Annotated in this window: 19 protein-coding genes; 12 read left to right on the top strand and 7 right to left on the bottom strand. The window is 38.7% G+C overall.

Annotation, left to right across the window (positions count from 1 at the left end):
- Positions 1 to 215 precede the first annotated feature (215 nt).
- Together AC570I_RS19865 and AC570I_RS19860 are read left to right on the top strand one after the other, a co-directional pair.
- Positions 216 to 1,181: an NADP-dependent oxidoreductase gene (locus AC570I_RS19865; protein WP_497406886.1), complete on the top strand. Its 966-nt coding sequence runs from the start codon at positions 216 to 218 to the stop codon at positions 1,179 to 1,181.
- Positions 1,181 to 2,092, top strand: a complete 912-nt coding sequence (locus AC570I_RS19860) for a helix-turn-helix domain-containing protein (protein ID WP_497406885.1) — start codon at positions 1,181 to 1,183, stop codon at positions 2,090 to 2,092. Before AC570I_RS19865 ends, AC570I_RS19860 begins: the two co-directional genes overlap by 1 nt.
- 52 nt (positions 2,093 to 2,144) lie before the next feature.
- Here the strand turns inward: AC570I_RS19860 and AC570I_RS19855 are convergent, their stop codons facing one another.
- Positions 2,145 to 2,567, bottom strand: a complete 423-nt coding sequence (locus tag AC570I_RS19855; protein ID WP_497406884.1) for a hypothetical protein — start codon at positions 2,565 to 2,567, stop codon at positions 2,145 to 2,147.
- Between the two features lie 338 nt (positions 2,568 to 2,905).
- Between AC570I_RS19855 and AC570I_RS19850 the strand changes: the two genes are divergently transcribed.
- Positions 2,906 to 3,346, top strand: a complete 441-nt coding sequence (locus AC570I_RS19850) for a hypothetical protein (RefSeq protein ID WP_497406883.1) — start codon at positions 2,906 to 2,908, stop codon at positions 3,344 to 3,346.
- A gap of 123 nt (positions 3,347 to 3,469) precedes the next feature.
- On the opposite strand, the gene AC570I_RS19845 is transcribed toward AC570I_RS19850, so the two are convergent.
- Together AC570I_RS19845 and AC570I_RS19840 are read right to left on the bottom strand one after the other, a co-directional pair.
- Positions 3,470 to 3,622 carry a helix-turn-helix domain-containing protein gene (locus AC570I_RS19845; protein WP_497406882.1) on the bottom strand — a complete coding sequence of 51 codons (153 nt, stop codon included), beginning with the start codon at positions 3,620 to 3,622 and terminating at the stop codon, positions 3,470 to 3,472.
- Complete coding sequence (locus AC570I_RS19840; protein ID WP_497406881.1) at positions 3,619 to 4,347, bottom strand: AraC family transcriptional regulator; 729 nt, start codon at positions 4,345 to 4,347, stop codon at positions 3,619 to 3,621. The genes AC570I_RS19845 and AC570I_RS19840 overlap by 4 nt, the downstream gene beginning before the upstream one ends.
- Positions 4,348 to 4,557: 210 nt before the next feature.
- On the opposite strand from AC570I_RS19840, the gene AC570I_RS19835 reads away from it, so the two are divergent.
- From AC570I_RS19835 to AC570I_RS19820, 4 genes are all read left to right on the top strand, one after another.
- Positions 4,558 to 5,130: a DapH/DapD/GlmU-related protein gene (locus tag AC570I_RS19835; protein WP_497406880.1), complete on the top strand. Its 573-nt coding sequence runs from the start codon at positions 4,558 to 4,560 to the stop codon at positions 5,128 to 5,130.
- 222 nt (positions 5,131 to 5,352) lie between these two features.
- The gene (locus AC570I_RS19830; protein ID WP_497406879.1) at positions 5,353 to 5,763 is read left to right on the top strand and encodes a (R)-mandelonitrile lyase; all 411 of its coding nucleotides are present in this window, start codon (positions 5,353 to 5,355) and stop codon (positions 5,761 to 5,763) included.
- A gap of 81 nt (positions 5,764 to 5,844) precedes the next feature.
- A complete protein-coding gene (locus AC570I_RS19825) occupies positions 5,845 to 6,843 on the top strand; it encodes a carboxymuconolactone decarboxylase family protein (protein ID WP_497406878.1) in 999 nt (332 codons plus the stop codon).
- 204 nt (positions 6,844 to 7,047) lie between these two features.
- Complete coding sequence (locus tag AC570I_RS19820; protein WP_497406877.1) at positions 7,048 to 8,445, top strand: serine hydrolase domain-containing protein; 1,398 nt, start codon at positions 7,048 to 7,050, stop codon at positions 8,443 to 8,445.
- A gap of 77 nt (positions 8,446 to 8,522) precedes the next feature.
- On the opposite strand, the gene AC570I_RS19815 is transcribed toward AC570I_RS19820, so the two are convergent.
- Positions 8,523 to 8,789: a type II toxin-antitoxin system RelE family toxin gene (locus AC570I_RS19815; RefSeq protein ID WP_497406876.1), complete on the bottom strand. Its 267-nt coding sequence runs from the start codon at positions 8,787 to 8,789 to the stop codon at positions 8,523 to 8,525.
- On the bottom strand, positions 8,789 to 9,037 hold the full coding sequence (locus AC570I_RS19810) for a hypothetical protein (protein WP_497406875.1): 249 nt from the start codon (positions 9,035 to 9,037) through the stop codon (positions 8,789 to 8,791). Before AC570I_RS19810 ends, AC570I_RS19815 begins: the two co-directional genes overlap by 1 nt.
- 409 nt (positions 9,038 to 9,446) lie before the next feature.
- Here AC570I_RS19810 and AC570I_RS19805 point away from each other — a divergent pair, with 409 nt between their 5' ends.
- The 3 genes from AC570I_RS19805 to AC570I_RS19795 all read left to right on the top strand — a co-directional run bounded on the left by AC570I_RS19805 (position 9,447) and on the right by AC570I_RS19795 (position 12,267).
- The gene (locus AC570I_RS19805) at positions 9,447 to 9,920 is read left to right on the top strand and encodes a hypothetical protein (RefSeq protein ID WP_497406874.1); all 474 of its coding nucleotides are present in this window, start codon (positions 9,447 to 9,449) and stop codon (positions 9,918 to 9,920) included.
- A 201-nt stretch (positions 9,921 to 10,121) separates the two neighbouring features.
- Complete coding sequence (locus AC570I_RS19800; protein ID WP_497406873.1) at positions 10,122 to 11,927, top strand: glycoside hydrolase family 13 protein; 1,806 nt, start codon at positions 10,122 to 10,124, stop codon at positions 11,925 to 11,927.
- A gap of 70 nt (positions 11,928 to 11,997) precedes the next feature.
- The gene (locus AC570I_RS19795) at positions 11,998 to 12,267 is read left to right on the top strand and encodes a hypothetical protein (protein WP_497406872.1); all 270 of its coding nucleotides are present in this window, start codon (positions 11,998 to 12,000) and stop codon (positions 12,265 to 12,267) included.
- Positions 12,268 to 12,594: 327 nt separating this feature from the next.
- Here the strand turns inward: AC570I_RS19795 and AC570I_RS19790 are convergent, their stop codons facing one another.
- Positions 12,595 to 13,173 carry a Crp/Fnr family transcriptional regulator gene (locus AC570I_RS19790; protein WP_497406871.1) on the bottom strand — a complete coding sequence of 193 codons (579 nt, stop codon included), beginning with the start codon at positions 13,171 to 13,173 and terminating at the stop codon, positions 12,595 to 12,597.
- 1 nt (position 13,174) lies between these two features.
- Complete coding sequence (locus AC570I_RS19785; protein ID WP_497406870.1) at positions 13,175 to 13,531, bottom strand: hypothetical protein; 357 nt, start codon at positions 13,529 to 13,531, stop codon at positions 13,175 to 13,177.
- Between the two features lie 162 nt (positions 13,532 to 13,693).
- Here AC570I_RS19785 and AC570I_RS19780 point away from each other — a divergent pair, with 162 nt between their 5' ends.
- Together AC570I_RS19780 and AC570I_RS19775 are read left to right on the top strand one after the other, a co-directional pair.
- The gene (locus AC570I_RS19780) at positions 13,694 to 14,038 is read left to right on the top strand and encodes a hypothetical protein (RefSeq protein ID WP_497406869.1); all 345 of its coding nucleotides are present in this window, start codon (positions 13,694 to 13,696) and stop codon (positions 14,036 to 14,038) included.
- A gap of 114 nt (positions 14,039 to 14,152) precedes the next feature.
- A complete protein-coding gene (locus AC570I_RS19775) occupies positions 14,153 to 16,546 on the top strand; it encodes a TonB-dependent receptor (protein WP_497406868.1) in 2,394 nt (797 codons plus the stop codon).
- The last annotated feature ends 20 nt before the right edge of the window (positions 16,547 to 16,566 follow it).

Here is a 16,566-nt window from a genome sequence, read left to right as displayed (position 1 = left end):
GTTAAGATTAACCAAGCAGGAAGCCCTCCTACCATCGAAGCACCAGAAATGGCACGACGAATAATCAAACACTTACTTACGCTGCTACTCACAAGTGTGAAAATAGAAACGCTGTGTGGCTTTTACAAAAACAACAGATGAAGAGTATTTAAAAGAACAAACTCCTCTCAATTAGAATCCTGATAAGCAATTTATTCACGAGAAAAATAAGGTTTATGAAAGCAATTAGAATTAGCGAATTCGGACTACCGAAAGTAATGGAATTAAAAGAAATAGACAGGCCTGTACCTAAACCGGATGAAATTTTGGTGAAAGTATATGCAAGCGGCATAAATCCTGTAGATCTAGTGGTTCGTGCCGGCAGTAATGCTGCACTAAGCTCCCTTCTCAGCTTGCCGATGACGCTAGGTTGGGACACAGCAGGAACTATAGAAGAATTGGGCGATGAAGTAACCGGATTTCAAAAAGGAGATGCCGTTTACGGGGTACCGAATTTCCCCGGCGACGGGAGTTATGCAGAATATGTTGTTGCAAAGGCATCACAATTTGCAATTAAACCAAAGAATATCTGTTTTAATGATGCAGCAGGAATTCCATTGGCGGCACTTACAGCGTGGACTGCCATGTTTGAATTTGGAAAATTAAAAATGGGTCAACGGATTTTAATTCAAGGTGCATCAGGCAGTGTAGGTGGTTTTGCTGTGCAGTTTTCAAAATCAATAGGAGCTTATGTAATAGGAACTGCATCTGCAAATAACTTTGATTACCTTAAACAAATCGGCGCAGATGAATTGATCGATTACAGAACACAAAAATTTGAAGATTTAGTACAGGAAGTCGATATTGTGTTAGAAGTTTCATCTGTTCGCGATAACAATGAACGGATAAAATCTGTACAAGTTTTAAAGCAGAGTGGTATTTTTGTGAGCGTAAATACCGATTTCGCTTTTAATGATGAAGTAATTCATGCGCTTAACAAAAAGAATTGTAAGGGTGAACTTTCCGCCAACCAGGCAAGAAAAGAATCTTTGGAAGAAATCGCAAAACTTATAGAGTCAGGACAGGTAAAAGTTCCACAAGGTAAAATCTTCGCACTGCGTGATGCTGTTGAAGCTCACCAGTTAATGGAAAGTAAATCTGTTAACGGGAAAGTAATATTGCAGGTAAGAGAACAAGACTAATGAAGCATATTAAAACCATCAGTGAATTCCACGAATATACGAATCTGCCACAACCAGACCATCCGCTCATTAGCGTCATAAATGTTGCAGATGCACATCCGGATTCGCACGGCGGCAATTCAGAACATTTGATATTGGATTTTTATTCGATAGCTGTGAAAAGAATGCACAATGTCAAAGTAAAATACGGACAGCAACCGTTTGATTTTAATGAAGGTGTGATGTCTTTTATGTCGCCCAAACAAGTTTTTAGCATGACTGCTGACAACAAAGATAAAGAAGTGAAGAAATCAGGATGGGCTATTTATGTCCATCCTGATTTTATCTGGAATACATCTTTGGCAAAAACGATCAATAATTATGATTTTTGGGGTTACACACTAAACGAAGCGCTTTTTCTTTCTGAAAAAGAAGAGGAAACCATCAACCATATTATTCAAAATATCAAAAAGGAAACCCAATCCAACATTGACAAATTCACCAAACACATTATCATCTCTCAGATTGAAACTCTTTTGAATTACGCTGATAGGTTTTACAGCCGTCAGTTTATTACCAGAGAAAAAAGTAACCATCAGATATTGAAAGATTTTGAGGTTTTAATAAACGATTATTTTAACCGGGAAAATTTAATTGATGTAGGTTTGCCAACCGTTCAACACATTGCACAACAGCTGAATGTTTCCCCGAAATATCTTTCCAGTTTATTTCAAATGCTAACGGGACAAACTACACAGCAACTTATACACGATAAACTGATTGAGAAAGCAAAGGAAAAATTATCTACATCGCAATTGACGATTAGTGAAATCTCCTACTCATTGGGATTTGAGCATATCCAGTCATTTAGCAAACTTTTTAAGGTAAAAACAAATCTTTCGCCAAAGGAATTCAGACAGTCTTTTAACTGAAAAATATTGTGAATGACAATGCTCTTAGTTGCCAGTACATGAAGATCAGAATCTACATTCTACGCTCGTAATGCTTGAAAAGCTGATCTTCTCTTTTTATAAAATAATAAGTCAACATGCCAGTAGATAATAACAACCAACAGATATTGTCGTCAAGTGGTACGTTGCACGCCTGTGTGAATGGTTGTGAAACATTTGTGTAATACTGACCCGTTTTTGTGACCTGGTTTTCGGTTACCGAACAGCTGCCACTTGGCGCTCCGAAAACCTGAATATAGGTATGAGGTCCACAGGTACCCGTATAATTGACATAGTTATTTCCATTCCCAGGAATAAATGTTGTTGCGCCTGCAGCAGTGGGTTTATTAAACACCTTATCAAATTGATCGTAGTTGTTGATCAGGCAGCCCTGGGCTGAACTGGATTGCGTTACGAAAATGATCAATAATGCAGCAAGAGTTAATCTGATTTTCATGAGATGGCGCTGGATTTAGCGAAAAAATAGCTCATCAAATGACTCAGCCAGTATCCCTGTCATCAATAAAATGATAATAATAAATAAAGCCAGTAGAAAAAGGGAAACGTTTTTGCAATAGCTAATGAATTTTGTTTCATTAAACATTACGCAAGCTTTGACGGCAAGCCAGTCGTAAGCCGAGATTATAGATCGCATAAATAAGGGATAGATGATAAGTTAACACCATTTGTCATCTAAAAGTTTTAATAAACTTTTATGGCCAATAAATCAATCCATTTTTACAAAATACCCGTATAACTTATCATACAAAAAAATAAAAAAAGTACCTTTACACAATGTCTATCCCTTTCCGTTTAATTGTCGCCTCCATGCTAATGGTATGCGCTGCGACTTCTGTATTTGCCGAAACTGGCTGCCTTGTACCTCCCGCAGGAAGTGCTGGAAGAAGCGCTGTAGATCTGATATATTCAACCCCTCAACCAGGCGAGACGCCTGGTAAATTTTACACCAACGACAATCCGTATCGGCTAAACTGTTCATCCGGAGCCGCATCTTCGACCACTTATGCTACGAATGTTACTGATGTGCCTGGAGCCGGATGCTGGGTTGAATATAAAGGAGGCGGTACCCAGTACCCTAATAATTATTATCAAAATGGAAGGGTTGTAAACTTTAGCATCCAACAATGCCCCATTGATGATTATATGCCGATAATTTTTGTTGGACTTGGAGGGTTTGGCTATTTCATTGTGAGACGATCAACCTCGCTTAGCTAACGCTTACCATGCAGTTTATTCAATATACATCATGGTATTCATCCATTGATGTGGATGAATTTAACCAGGTTTAATAATGTTATATATCTTTTCGTTAATTGGCATTATGATCTTTGATTTACGTTAATTTAGATTTCTGTACTCATTCGGCGTCATGCCGGTTTTTTGCTTAAAAATCCTGGTAAAATGCTGTTGATATTTAAAGCCGAGATTGCTTGCAATTTCATTGACGGTTCTTGAGCGATCAAAAATATAGGTTTTTGCCTGGTCTATCATTTTGGTTTGGATGTAATCCAGTGCGGTACTGCCGGTTTCCTTCTTGTCAGGTCGCCAAAATAGTTCGGTGAGAGGTGCAACTGATCTGCACAATAGGCCACGCTTGGAAGACCTAGCGCTGAAGCCTTGCCAGACTGGAAATAATCGATCAAAAGGGTTTCGAAGCGGATCAGGATATCCTTATTTGCATGGCTACGGGTGATAACCTGGCGATCGTAGAAGCGCATACAATAGTTCAGGAAGAGTTCGATGTTTGAAACGATCAGCGTCTTGCTGTGCTTGTCGATGTTCTGCTCGATTTCTGCAGAAATCTTTTTCAGGGAATCCATTATCGTCTCTTTCTCCTTTTTAGAGAGGTGAAGTGCCTCATTAACTTCATACGAAAAGAAGGTATACTCCCCTATGGTTTTCCCGAGATGCGTACCCTTTAGCAGATCAGGATGAAATACCAGTCCATATCCTGACGGAATCACTGCTTTGCCATTGCTGTCTATTCCGTAGACCTGTCCTGGTTGAACAAATACCATGGTTCCATCCTCATAATCATAGGTTTGGCAACCATAAGTCATGTTGCCACATTTGATATTCTTGAAAAATATGGCATAGATACCCATGTAATGTCGATAGTGGATAATGGTTGGAATTTCGTTGAAATTAACCACACTAACTAAGGGATGCAGTGTATCTACCCCGACATAATCATTATACTGGCGAACAGTGTCCAATCTTTTTACCTCTGCTATATCATTGGTTTATAGATCAAATTTAGCAAAAATGAATCTTCGTAGTTCACGTGTAATAGAGAATCCGTAAAAGTGGTAAACAAAACAGTATTCTGTATAACACCGAAGCCAGCACTGCTGCCGATATTTGCATTACAAATTTTAGAAGGGCAAGCTCACCAGGAGCAGTATTTCAAATCAAATTCGATGATAATGAATCCAGCAGATGAACAAGTAAATATTTTAGAAAGGTTAAGATCAGGTGAACTCATTCGTTTAAACGACCCTGAATATTATCAAATAAATGAAGTGGTGGGAAGAACCATCAAGCTTTCCGGGCAGCTGAATAATGCGGCTGACATCAATTCCATGCGTGATCTACTTAGCGAGATCATTAGTACCAGAATTGATGAAAGCACGACAATTTTTGCTCCGTTTTATACCAACTTCGGAAAGTTTATCGCGATAGGCAAGAACGTCTTCATCAACCATGCATGCTCATTTCTCGATATGGGCGGTATCACCATCGAAGATGATGTACTAATCGGGCCGAGGGTTAACCTTGTGACCGAAAATCATCCATTGGATCCGGCAGATAGAAGCGCTTTGCTTACAAAGCCGATTGTGATCAAACGAAATGCGTGGATTGGTGCAGGAGCCACCATACTTCCGGGGATTACCGTCGGAGAAAATGCTGTAGTTGCCGCCGGAGCCGTTGTTTCAAAAGACGTAGCAACAAATACTGTTGTCGCAGGTGTGCCTGCTAGATTTATTAAGAGAATTTAACAATTAAATCTCCAAAGATGCGAGATTGACCTAGATGCTACATATATTGTTCGCCTTCAGTTACATGCTTTAGCTGGAATGGAGGTATTCACAGGCAGCGGTACCTTCGCAGTAAAAATAGAACTGGAAAATAAAATGAAAATAAACATCAAAAATTTAATAATGCTGTTAGTTATGATTACACTAACCACAGCTTGTTATCAAAATATAAAAAATAAAACTATGGAAACACAAACAGAGAACTCGCTTTTTCCAAAAGGCGACAAATTGGAGAACGGATATTTTACAGGTGATGCATTCTTAAAGCCTTTACTCGCAAAAGACAGGAACAACGAATTTGCACTGGGGAGTGTAACTTTTGAACCGGGAGCGAGAACCAATTGGCATACACATCCTAAGGGTCAGGTACTGATTGTGACTGAGGGAGAAGGCTTTTACCAGGAAAAAGGTAAATCTGCTCAATCAATAAAAAAAGGTGATGTAGTTAATATTGCAGAGAATATAACGCACTGGCACGGAGCAACGGCGAATACCCGGATGGTACATATTGCCATAAGCAACTACAAAGGAGAAGAGAATGTTACCTGGCTTAAACCAGTGAGCGACGAAGAATTTGACGCAGTAAATAAATAATTAATTACAAAAACCATGAGTAAAATCAAGTTTTTCAAATGGATGCTTTGTTTCATTTTAATCATAGTTGGAAGGACAATCATGAACGCACAAACAATATCTAAAACTTCGGATCTTAATCCAATACAGAGAAGTCTGGTAACGATTTCCGTTCTTACTGCAAAGGGAGATTTGGAAAATCTCAACACTCAACTTCATATCGCACTGGATGAGGGCCTTACGGTCAATGAAACGAAAGAAGTCCTCGTTCAGCTGTACGCGTATTGTGGTTTCCCCCGGAGCCTTAACGCAATCAATACTTTTATGGGAGTATTGGAGGAGAGAAAATTGAAAGGAATTATTGATAAACAAGGCCCGGCAACAACTAATAGAAGTGACACAGCTGATAAATACGAACAGGGCAGGAAAGTCCTGGAACAGCTAACAGGAACGCCACAGGCTAAGCCTGCGCAAGGTTTTGGTGACTTCGCACCCAGGGTTGATGCATTTTTGAAGGAGCATTTGTTCGGCGATATTTTTGAAAGTGATGTGCTTACCTATCAGCAAAGAGAATTAGTCACAATATCAGCATTGGCTGCGATGCCGGGTGTTGAACCACAGCTTCAAGCCCACATCAAAATGGGAATCAATACCGGCATCACGAATGGACAACTCGTAGAGATTGCAAACATGATCGCAAAGTTAGTAAGCAAAACTCAGGCAAACGTTTTATATAAATTAATAAGTAAACCTGAACTTCCGCTTATAGCAGCTGACATGATGGTTCGCATTTCCGAAATTGAGGTACTACCCGAGTTTCTGGAAGAATACAAATCGATCCTTAAAGAAGAATCAGCTGTATCAGTGAAAATTGAACCAGGGGTTATAGCGCTGTTCGCGATGTATCAAAAAGAAAATCCGGTTCAGGTTAGAATTGTCGAAATCTATGCCAACAAAGAAGCTTACCAGTCACATTTGAAAACTCCACATTTTCAGCACTATAAAACCATCACTATGAAAATGGTAAAATCTTTAAAGCTGGTTGATATGACAGATGTTGATACGCAAACAATGCCAGGCATCTTCAAAAAAATAAACTAGGCTACAATGAAGAGCAAATGAGCACTCCTCCAGACGGACAAGTCCGGTTATATTCACTGCGTAAAGCCATATGGTACCGGGATGTTGTTAGCTAGCTTATTAAGCATAATAAATGCATAGAAATAAATAGCATGGCTATATGATGTAAGATGTAATTGTTTAAGATTTATGCATAAGTTAGTGGTATTATAATATAACAAATCCATGAGAAGACTCCTTGCCGCCCTAATAGCGATTTTTATTACCAACCTTGCTTTCGGTCAGAACAAAAATTATAAGGCTGCGGGTGAAGATTTTCAGCGGAACTACAATGCGAATAAATACGATGAGATTTTTAATCATTTCTCACAAGAAATGAAAAAAGCATTGCCTCTTGAGAAAACAAAAGAGTTTCTAATCAATGTGAAAAACCAGGCAGGTAATATAGATAGTATGGAGTTCGTCAGCTTTCAACAGGAAACTTATGCACTGTATAAAACTAAATTTGAAAAATTGGTTATGGCGGTAAACATTTCGCTGAATGATCAAAACCAAATTAATGGTTTTTTTATAAAACCTTACAAAAACCTCCAGGTACGTGAAAACAACACTGTAAATTCATTGGGCAGTTATCCGAAGGAAATTGGCGATATCGTTTTTGCAAAATCCAAAGATTTACCTAATAAGGCGCAACTTTCTATTGCCATCATCCAGAATGGAATAACCAATTATTATGGAATCATCAAAATAAATGACACCATAAAGCCTGCCATAAATCAGAGTAATTTGTTTGAAATCGGCTCAATAACAAAGGTTTTTAATTCAACAGTGTTAGCCTCACTTGTTGAAAGTAAGAAGCTTAAATTAACGGATAAAATTAATTCATATTATCCATTTCCTTTCAAAGACAGTATCAAATTGACTTTTGAAAGCTTAGCTAATCATACATCTGGATTACCCCGATTGCCTGAGAATTTGGATTCATCAAATGATCAAAATCCATATAAGACTTATGATAAAAATAAAATTGAAGCGTATCTTAAAAGTGTAGTGAAACTTGAAAATAAACCATCCACGAGCTATTCATATTCAAACGTCGGCGCCGGGCTACTGGGCTATACGCTAGGCTTGTCTCAGAAAACAAGCTTCCAGAACCTGTTACAAAAGAAAGTTTTCGATAAATATAAAATGACAAATTCAGTCACAAGTTCAAAAAATTTGGGGAATAGATTGGTGAAGGGACTTAGTAAGAATGGTGAGATCGTATCGAATTGGGATTTTGACGTATTGTTTGCTGCTGGCGGGATATTATCTACAACAGAAGATTTAGCGAAGTTTGCAAATGCACAATTCAATCCTGACAACAAAGAACTTGCAATGACGAGAACAACAACTTTCGTAATTAAAGGAGATACCAAAATTGGTTTAGGTTGGCACAAAGTTGAATCTACAAATGGCGACGAATTATGTTGGCACAACGGCGGAACAGGCGGATATTCATCTTCGCTTGTAATGAATGTTAAAGAAAAAAAGGCAGTCGTTATCTTATCAAATGTGTTTGATGTTAATGATAGTATTGATGCTTTATCTTTTGATTTGATCAAGCTGAAGACTAGCAAATAAGGCGGTAGATATCATTTACAATTTACTTTTGTGCTTATCGCATACATCAATTTTTACAATTGCTATCACTGGTGCAATTAGGGAAATATCTTGTATATGTCGTTTCTTTTTACAAAACGGGCTAACTCAATAGTGTTTTCATTCTTATAGAATCCCAATCGATAATCCCCTATCCTCCAAAGATAAGCGGTAGAAAAACCTCTCATTTTTTTAATATTTGCAAGTTCTTCTAAGCTTTCAGCATTTTCAATCTCTAAAATGAATTCTTTGATTTTAGATTTCAATTTTTTATCGTTGAGTTTCTGGATATCATTTAAAAAACTTCGTAAAAAAATAATGTCCATTAGTCCAAAGCCTTCATTAATTCCTCACGGCTTACTATATCACTTCTATCTGCTTGTTGCATAAGTAATAATAAACCCAAATCCTCTTTATCTTCTTCAGACAATGTCTTCAACCGCTCTTTTTCTTTATATTCTACATAAAAAGAAACAGCCTTTTCCATAACTGATTTAACGCTCACCTCTTCAAAAACAGACAATATTTTTAATTTAGTTAGAAGACTTTCATCAATATCAATGTTCTTTTTCATTCCGTAATATCTTATAAAGTAAATATATACAAAACATTTTATATACACAAAGTATATAATATATTATTGCATCCCAATTCTAAGATGTTTAGTATCAAGGAAATATTTAGCTTCACTCATTAAATTGATTGTAACATTGCCTACGGTGTCGTATCTAACCCGGCATAAATAAGAAGGTAAAGTATCCGTATTGATGATAACAATGTTTGAGGATCAAACAAAAATTATCGGAGGTATAAACATCTTTCAATTGGATATAATCAAAATATTTTCTAAGTTTAAACCATAAGCGTTGAGCTTCTCATCCCGATTACACCTTTTAGACATCCCATATGTGCGTAACACCATAGCTATCCTACGGCTTTTGAGCTAACAGGGGGCTATGTTTTTTGTATGCTCATGGATGAATATGATAATAGAACAAAGTTATACCGAATATAATGCCAAGCTCATCGGCTTTCGATCCAGCTATAATCAAATAAGTACCATTCCACGAACGGTAACGAACTTTTTTAATCATTTGTACTTGTTGCGCAATTGTTTAACGCAGCTGCATACAGCATTGGAAATAGCACCTGATTTATCTGCAGATGATAAAAACATCGTTCGCACCATTTGCTCCTGGCACCTGTATGTGTTATTTCCCTCCCGGCGGATTTATAGACCTTTGGAAATGGAAGGAATTGATACCATTATCGATTTATTAAACAGCAACATGGAAACCTTGCGCACCACCCCGGGTTTAGACGAATCGGCGATCGAAAAGATTAACATCACACTCTGTCAGCACAACCTGTATTTCGGTATGCTTGATAATCACGACCACATCTTCGAGCAAGAACCATTGGAGATGGACTGCAGTATGGTTTCAACCGGAGGATGATAAATCGTAAACGTGCCTGTTTTTTTATCAAAAACACATTGCTTATTTTTACCGCTCATAAGTCTCATAGCACAATTCTGCTATTTTTTTTAGTGTAACCATAACAGTTCATGAACAACTTGTACAAATGTTTTTGCTTATCATTGCGCCGTAGATGAAATTACCTAAGGGTAGGTAAATGATTCCATACATTAATTTTTTATGAAGAATATACTCAGATCAGCCTTATTGGGCGGACTAATATTAATATCTGTTACTTCTTTCGCCCAAAAAAGTTTTACGCCTGAATGGAGCAAGGGGATTGTATGGTACCAGATTTTTCCGGAACGTTTTAACAATGGTGACCCTTCCAATGATCCAAAAGCAGAAGATCAGGACGGGGCTTACCCGTTTAATACCACCTCACCTTTTCAGATCCATCCATGGACGAGCGACTGGTATGAATTGCAGCCTTACGAGCAGCAAAACGGCAAGGACATTTACTACAACCTGCAACGTCGCCGGTATGGTGGTGACTTAAAGGGCGTTATCGATAAACTGGATTACATTAAATCTTTAGGGGTTGATGCCATTTACATGACGCCAATTTTCTGGTCTCCCTCCTCTCATAAATATGACGCCCTTTGTTACCACCACGTTGATCCTACCTTTGGCCCCGACCCTAAAGGAGATATCGCTTTGATGGAAACGGAAAATCCGCTGGACGTAAAAACCTGGGTATGGACGAAGGCCGATCTTTTAGCCTTAAGACTGATTAAAGAGGTTCATACCCGCAATATGCGCATCATTTTTGACGGTGTATTTAACCACATGGGTGTGAAAAGTTTTGCCTTCCGCGATGTGGAGAAAAACCAGCAAGCTTCGCCATACGCAAATTGGTTTATGGTGAAGAGCTGGAACGACGTCGCCAAGGGTACAACTTTTGATTATAACGGATGGTTTGGAGTAAAGACATTGCCAGAATTTAAGGAAGATGAGCATGGTATTGTGGCTGGCCCAAAAAAATATATTTTTAACGCCACTAAACGCTGGATGAACCCTATGGATAAGGGCACAAAAGATGGGATTGATGGTTGGCGCCTGGATGTGGCATATGATGTGGGTCATCCATTTTGGAAAGACTGGAGAAAATGGGTGCGCAGCATCAACCCAACCGCTTACATGACTGCAGAGTTGGTTTATCCTATAGATCAGACAAAACCTTACCTGCAGGGTGATGAGTTTGATGCGACGATGAATTACAATTTTGCGTTCATTATGCACGATTTTTTCATCCAGGACAAAACCGGGTCTTCGGTAACAGCATTCGACGCCCGTTTGAAAGAACTGCGTGAGGCCTTTGGAAATGATGTGGCGCTAAACATGCAGAACCTGATGAACAGTCACGACGCCACCCGCCTGGCAAGTGCTGTTGCTAATCCTGATGGGTTGAAATTTGGCGATTGGGGAAATTATTTTAACTGGAGCCAGAAGAGCAATAACAAGACTTATAATGCCCGTAAGCCTACGGCCAGTCAGATACAGAAACAAAAACTGATTGCTGCTTTTCAGATGCTCTATTCAGGCTCGCCGATGATTTTTTATGGAGATGAGGCAGGTATTTGGGGTGGCAATGACCCTGACTGCCGCAAGCCGATGATTTGGGAAAGCAAAAAATACGATCCCGAAACCCACAACCCGGACCAGACCAGACATGAGGCCGATAACGTTGCCTTTAATAGGGATCTTTTTGAATGGTACCAGAAGTTTATGGGATTGCGCAAAAAATACAAATCGCTGCAACTTGGAGACTTTACCACAATTGAAAAGAATGATGCCCAAAGATTCTATGTTTTCAGCCGGAAATATAATAACGAGGAAGTACTGGTGCTTGTAAACCGTTCTGATCAGCCTATACAGTATAAAGGTGCAAAATTACAGGGTAGCCAGTATAAAGAGGTCTTTTCAAATAAAACGGTTAAGTCGGTAACGATTGCACCTATGAATCTGGTGGTACTCGCGAAATAAGTTTCTCATTGCTTGATGGTTAGCCTTAAATACGCTAACTTAAGGTATTGATGGGCGATAAATTTAAGTAATGTTCAAAATTATAGGTATAAACTTATTGGTATTTGCGGTATATGCTTTGCTTATCGTCCGTACAAGTGCCATTGCAGATAGAGGGTTTAGCATAGCCATTGGTATGGGTTTGTGTATTTTTTTACATGTGGTGCTAAACCTGATTGCCGGAGTTGTTTTTCTGGTTCTGGGCAAGAAAGAGTTTATGAAATCATTTTTTATAAGTGCAGGGGTGCTGGCACCGGTTGGCTTCGTTGCCTGGTTGATTTTACTGAGTATCTATGGTTAAGTTTTACCGCGATAAGAACTAATCTGTTCATAACAAATAGTCTTTAAGATAGCAACAGAAAAAAAATTATCAAGTTAAGACTTTAGGTAAATCTCTATATTCAATAAATCATCAAATTCTCCGATTTAACGAGTGAACCACTTATACCATGCAATGCTTTATAATGCCATTTCACGATTAATATTGGAAAGAATAATTAGCAAAATATGCTGTGGAACATTTAATAATCTTCAACCGCAAAGACAACTTTTGTCATAATTTAAGATGATATAATGAATATTGTATTATTAGAATAGGGTAAGCCGAATTTTGATTAAGACAACAACTTTAACCTTTCCTTTTACGGATCATGCTTAAAAAAACTGGCGTAATACCCAGATAAGAAGCAATATATTTCTGAGCGATGCGCTGTTCCAGTTTCGGATAAAGTTGCTGAAACTGCATATAACGTTCTTCGGCGGACCTGGAAATGATTGAATTAATGCGCCGCTGATATAAGCTGAAACCGTTTTGTGCCAGAATCCTAAAAAATCGTTCCATTTTAGGAACATCAATATATAACTGCTCTAATGCAGAGTAACTAAAATAAAACAGCTCAGTATTTTCCAGTGCGGAGATGTTGTAATAGGCTGGCACCTGGCCCGAGAAGCTGGTCATGTCTGAAGCCCACCAGTTTTCGGTACAGAAAAGCACAATATGCTCCAAACCCTCTTTATCACGGTTAAAAACGCGCAGGCTGCCTTTGTCAACGAAATATAGATTACGACATATTTTACCGGTTTCTAGCAGTATTTCGTTCTTATTTAATGCCGTATACTGAATAACAGACTGTATATAAGCCTGTTCTTCAGCATTAAGATTCACGTGAAGCGCAAAGTTCGCGAAAATGTTGTCAAAAGAAAGCATGCTACAAGGTAGGAACAAATCCTATAATCTTCGTCAGCTTGTTTTCATCGTTATATTCGACATAATCTTGTCCTGCAAATTCACCATGACCGGGAATATTGATCTTCCAGGAATAGAAACAGTGATGATCAAAATATTCCGGCTCACTCAATAGGGAAAAGGTACGGCCGGGAACTTTCTCATGCGACAACATTACCAGATCGACAAATGCATCAATTCCAATAACCAAAGGAGTATTTTTGTCCTGGTAAGTAATTTCATCAGCCAGGATGTGTGCAAAAGCAGCTTTCACTGCCTCGATTGTTTTTTCATTCCACGCGCTAGTGTAGCGATCTATGGTTTCTTTCATATTTCTCATATCACAAAATTAGGAGATCGCCAGCTGCCAGAAATTAAAGTAGTTTAATAAAATGCCTTTGCTTAAAGCAAGGGATGAAAATCCTCTCCCGTTTACTGCTAAAATGATTTTTTTTAACTCAACACTTGTATTTATAAAAATTAAATGCAACTTTGTGGCGTAATGAGTCTATCTAAAACAAAACAGGTATTACCATGGGAAAAGGCAATAAGCCTTTTATTGGTATGTACTTTTTTGTTTATTTCAATTGTTCAAATTATCCATGCGCATAAAAACAGTGAAATTGAACGCGTGGTTGATCAAAAAGAAAGTGTTGCTTTCTCGGAGAAATGTTCGGTTTGTGATTACATTTTTCATAAACATGGAAAAGATGTAGTATTACCGCCCCCGTTTTTCGTTTCCTTTCCTTTACCCAAAGCAAATATCAGCGCTACAGGTATGTTTGTAGGAAATTACAAATTTACGCTTCAAGGCTTTACCAATAAAGGTCCACCTGCTGTTGCCTAAATAAATGCCACTTTGGTGTCTTCTTTTTTACACTGATTCCTTTATTTCTTAATATGGTGAGTTGCAATGATTGAATTGTGCTGACCATTAATCAATCGGCCAAGGCCTCTTGTAATGCGTTATATTTTTATTTTTTTCAGCTGCCTTTTTTTGGCTGGGCAAGTGTGTGCTCAGCAATTTCGACTTAGCGGTAAAGTTTTACACGGCAAAATCCCGGTGAGTAATGCTACGGCTTATTTGGAACACACTACACTTTCCGTTGGCACCAACGACAAAGGGGAGTTTTTATTTACCGGTTTGCCAAAAGGGAACTATCATTTGGTGGTGGTTTCCGTAGGCTTCAGTAAAAATTGGACGAAAGTGGAGATCACAGACCACGACGTGTTTAAAACAGTGATACTTGATAAAGATGTCAGGCAGTTGAGTGATATCACGATAAAAGATGAACACATAAAAGATCGGCAAAAGGCCGAATCAATGAATATTGAAGTGGTGAATCAGGATTTTATCCAGCGAAATCTTGGCGGCAGCCTGATGAAAAGTTTAGAACGCCTTCCCGGCATTAAAACCATCGGCATTGGTTCGGGCCAGTCGAAACCATTAATAAGAGGTTTAGGCTTTAACCGTGTGGTAGTTGTTGATAAAGGAATTAAACATGAAGGGCAGCAATGGGGCGCAGATCATGGTTTGGAAATTGATCAGTTTGCTACCGGTGAAATCGAATTAATCAAAGGTTCTGCTTCCTTTATTTATGGTGCTGATGCCATTGGAGGAGTGATTGATATTCTCCCTGTGGCTATTCCTGCTTCCAACACAATTGGAGGTTCGGTCGATTTAATTGCAAAGAGCAACAATAATTTGTACGGCACATCTACCAACTTATATGGCAGAAATAAAAAATGGTTCTTCGATTCGCGGTTTACCTATCAGAATTATGGCGATTACCGTGTACCCACGAATCAGGTTTATGTTTACGATTATGCCGTAAATTTATATCAAAATCGGCTACGCAATACAGCCGGACGGGAAACAGGAATACACTTCAATACGGGCTACCTGGGTGAAAGGTTCCGGTCGGTATTTTACCTCAGCAATACCTTTACCAAAGGTGGATTTTTTGCCAATGCGCACGGACTTGAACCAAGACGTGTGAACGAGGAATTGCACGACGCCTCAAGCAGGGATATTTTACTTCCCTATCAGTCAGTTAATCATTTCAAACTGATTAACAGGTCTGCCTATCAATTGTTAAATCAGAAGATTGAATTTGAATTAGGGTACCAGAAAAACTTCAGGCAAGAATTTAGCCAGTATGTGAATCATGGTTTTATGCCGGCAATTTACCCTGCCAGTTTTCAAATCCCCAGCGACCTGGAAAGGGAATTTAACAAAACGGTTTATTCGGTCAATGTAAGAGACAAAATAACCATCGATGCGCATGAATTAACGGTTGGGGTAAATGCAGAGGCGCAAAAAAATCACATTAATGGCTGGAGTTTTTTAGTGCCGGCCTTTAATCAGCAAACCATCGGCGCTTTTGCTTATGACAAAGTTAAAATCAATGAGCATGTATTGCTACATGGTGCGTTACGCTACGATCGAGCAGAAATCGACATGTTCCAATACAACGATTGGTTTCCTTCAGAAATTGCTATAAACGGCACAACGATTCAACAAAACCTGCAACGTGCGGCCAATTTAAAACGAAGTTTTAATAGCCTGGTTTGGTCTGCCGGCGTAAATTACAATCTTGAGGAATTTAGTTTAAAGCTTAATATCGGTAAGAGCTTTAGGATGCCCATTGCCAAAGAGTTGGGTGCGAACGGGGTAAATTATCACTATTTCAGTTATGAAAAGGGAAATCCGGATCTCTTGCCAGAGCGATCTTATCAGGCAGATTTAACCCTTGGCTTGACTGCAGATAGATGGTCTGTTCAATTTAGCCCATTCTATAACTATTTTCCAAATTATATTTATTTAAACCCTACTTCGGGGCATGATTATGCCTATGGTGCCGGTAATCAGATTTTTGAATACGCACAAAGCAGCGTTCAAAGATTTGGTGGAGAAGTGCAGTTTAAATATGAGATTTTCAACCACTTGAGCGCTCAGTTTTTAGGGGAATTTTTACGTGCCAAACAGTTATCCGGAGATAAAAGAGGATTTACATTGCCTTTTTCTCCACCGGCATCTGCCCTGCTCAATCTGACTTATGCTCCCAGCTTGGGCGAAAAGTTGACTGATACTTATTTCTCCGTTGATTATCGCTTAACCAGCAAACAGGACAATATCGTTCCCCCAGAAAAGAAAACGCCCGGATATCAGGTGATTCATATTCAAGCAGGAACCCGGCTATCTGTGTACGGAAGTCCTTTGCAATTGAGTGTACAGGTTCAAAATCTCTTGAACACAAATTATTTAAATCATACCAGTTTCTATCGCCTTATCGAACTTCCGGAAGCAGGGAGAAATATTGTGCTTTCACTTAAAATTCCATTTGCGAAATAATACAAATTAATATATCCCTT

The organism is Pedobacter sp. A2324 (assembly GCF_059693705.1).
The sequence above is the reverse complement of the archived record's forward strand: the minus strand, read 5'-3'. Positions and strand labels throughout refer to the sequence as shown.

Excerpts from the sequence above, each read along its gene's own strand:
- AC570I_RS19775 (WP_497406868.1), top strand. The coding sequence starts at position 14,153 with ATGCGTTATATTTTTATTTTTTTCAGCTGCCTTTTTTTGGCTGGGCAA.
- AC570I_RS19830 (WP_497406879.1), top strand. The coding sequence starts at position 5,353 with ATGGAAACACAAACAGAGAACTCGCTTTTTCCAAAAGGCGACAAATTG.
- AC570I_RS19835 (WP_497406880.1), top strand. The coding sequence starts at position 4,558 with ATGAATCCAGCAGATGAACAAGTAAATATTTTAGAAAGGTTAAGATCA.
- AC570I_RS19855 (WP_497406884.1), bottom strand. The coding sequence starts at position 2,567 with ATGAAAATCAGATTAACTCTTGCTGCATTATTGATCATTTTCGTAACG.
- AC570I_RS19850 (WP_497406883.1), top strand. The coding sequence starts at position 2,906 with ATGTCTATCCCTTTCCGTTTAATTGTCGCCTCCATGCTAATGGTATGC.
- AC570I_RS19790 (WP_497406871.1), bottom strand. The coding sequence starts at position 13,173 with ATGCTTTCTTTTGACAACATTTTCGCGAACTTTGCGCTTCACGTGAAT.
- AC570I_RS19820 (WP_497406877.1), top strand. The coding sequence starts at position 7,048 with ATGAGAAGACTCCTTGCCGCCCTAATAGCGATTTTTATTACCAACCTT.
- AC570I_RS19825 (WP_497406878.1), top strand. The coding sequence starts at position 5,845 with ATGAACGCACAAACAATATCTAAAACTTCGGATCTTAATCCAATACAG.
- AC570I_RS19805 (WP_497406874.1), top strand. The coding sequence starts at position 9,447 with ATGATAATAGAACAAAGTTATACCGAATATAATGCCAAGCTCATCGGC.
- AC570I_RS19860 (WP_497406885.1), top strand. The coding sequence starts at position 1,181 with ATGAAGCATATTAAAACCATCAGTGAATTCCACGAATATACGAATCTG.
- AC570I_RS19845 (WP_497406882.1), bottom strand. The coding sequence starts at position 3,622 with ATGATAGACCAGGCAAAAACCTATATTTTTGATCGCTCAAGAACCGTC.
- AC570I_RS19815 (WP_497406876.1), bottom strand. The coding sequence starts at position 8,789 with ATGGACATTATTTTTTTACGAAGTTTTTTAAATGATATCCAGAAACTC.
- AC570I_RS19810 (WP_497406875.1), bottom strand. The coding sequence starts at position 9,037 with ATGAAAAAGAACATTGATATTGATGAAAGTCTTCTAACTAAATTAAAA.
- AC570I_RS19865 (WP_497406886.1), top strand. The coding sequence starts at position 216 with ATGAAAGCAATTAGAATTAGCGAATTCGGACTACCGAAAGTAATGGAA.
- AC570I_RS19785 (WP_497406870.1), bottom strand. The coding sequence starts at position 13,531 with ATGAGAAATATGAAAGAAACCATAGATCGCTACACTAGCGCGTGGAAT.
- AC570I_RS19780 (WP_497406869.1), top strand. The coding sequence starts at position 13,694 with ATGAGTCTATCTAAAACAAAACAGGTATTACCATGGGAAAAGGCAATA.
- AC570I_RS19800 (WP_497406873.1), top strand. The coding sequence starts at position 10,122 with ATGAAGAATATACTCAGATCAGCCTTATTGGGCGGACTAATATTAATA.
- AC570I_RS19795 (WP_497406872.1), top strand. The coding sequence starts at position 11,998 with ATGTTCAAAATTATAGGTATAAACTTATTGGTATTTGCGGTATATGCT.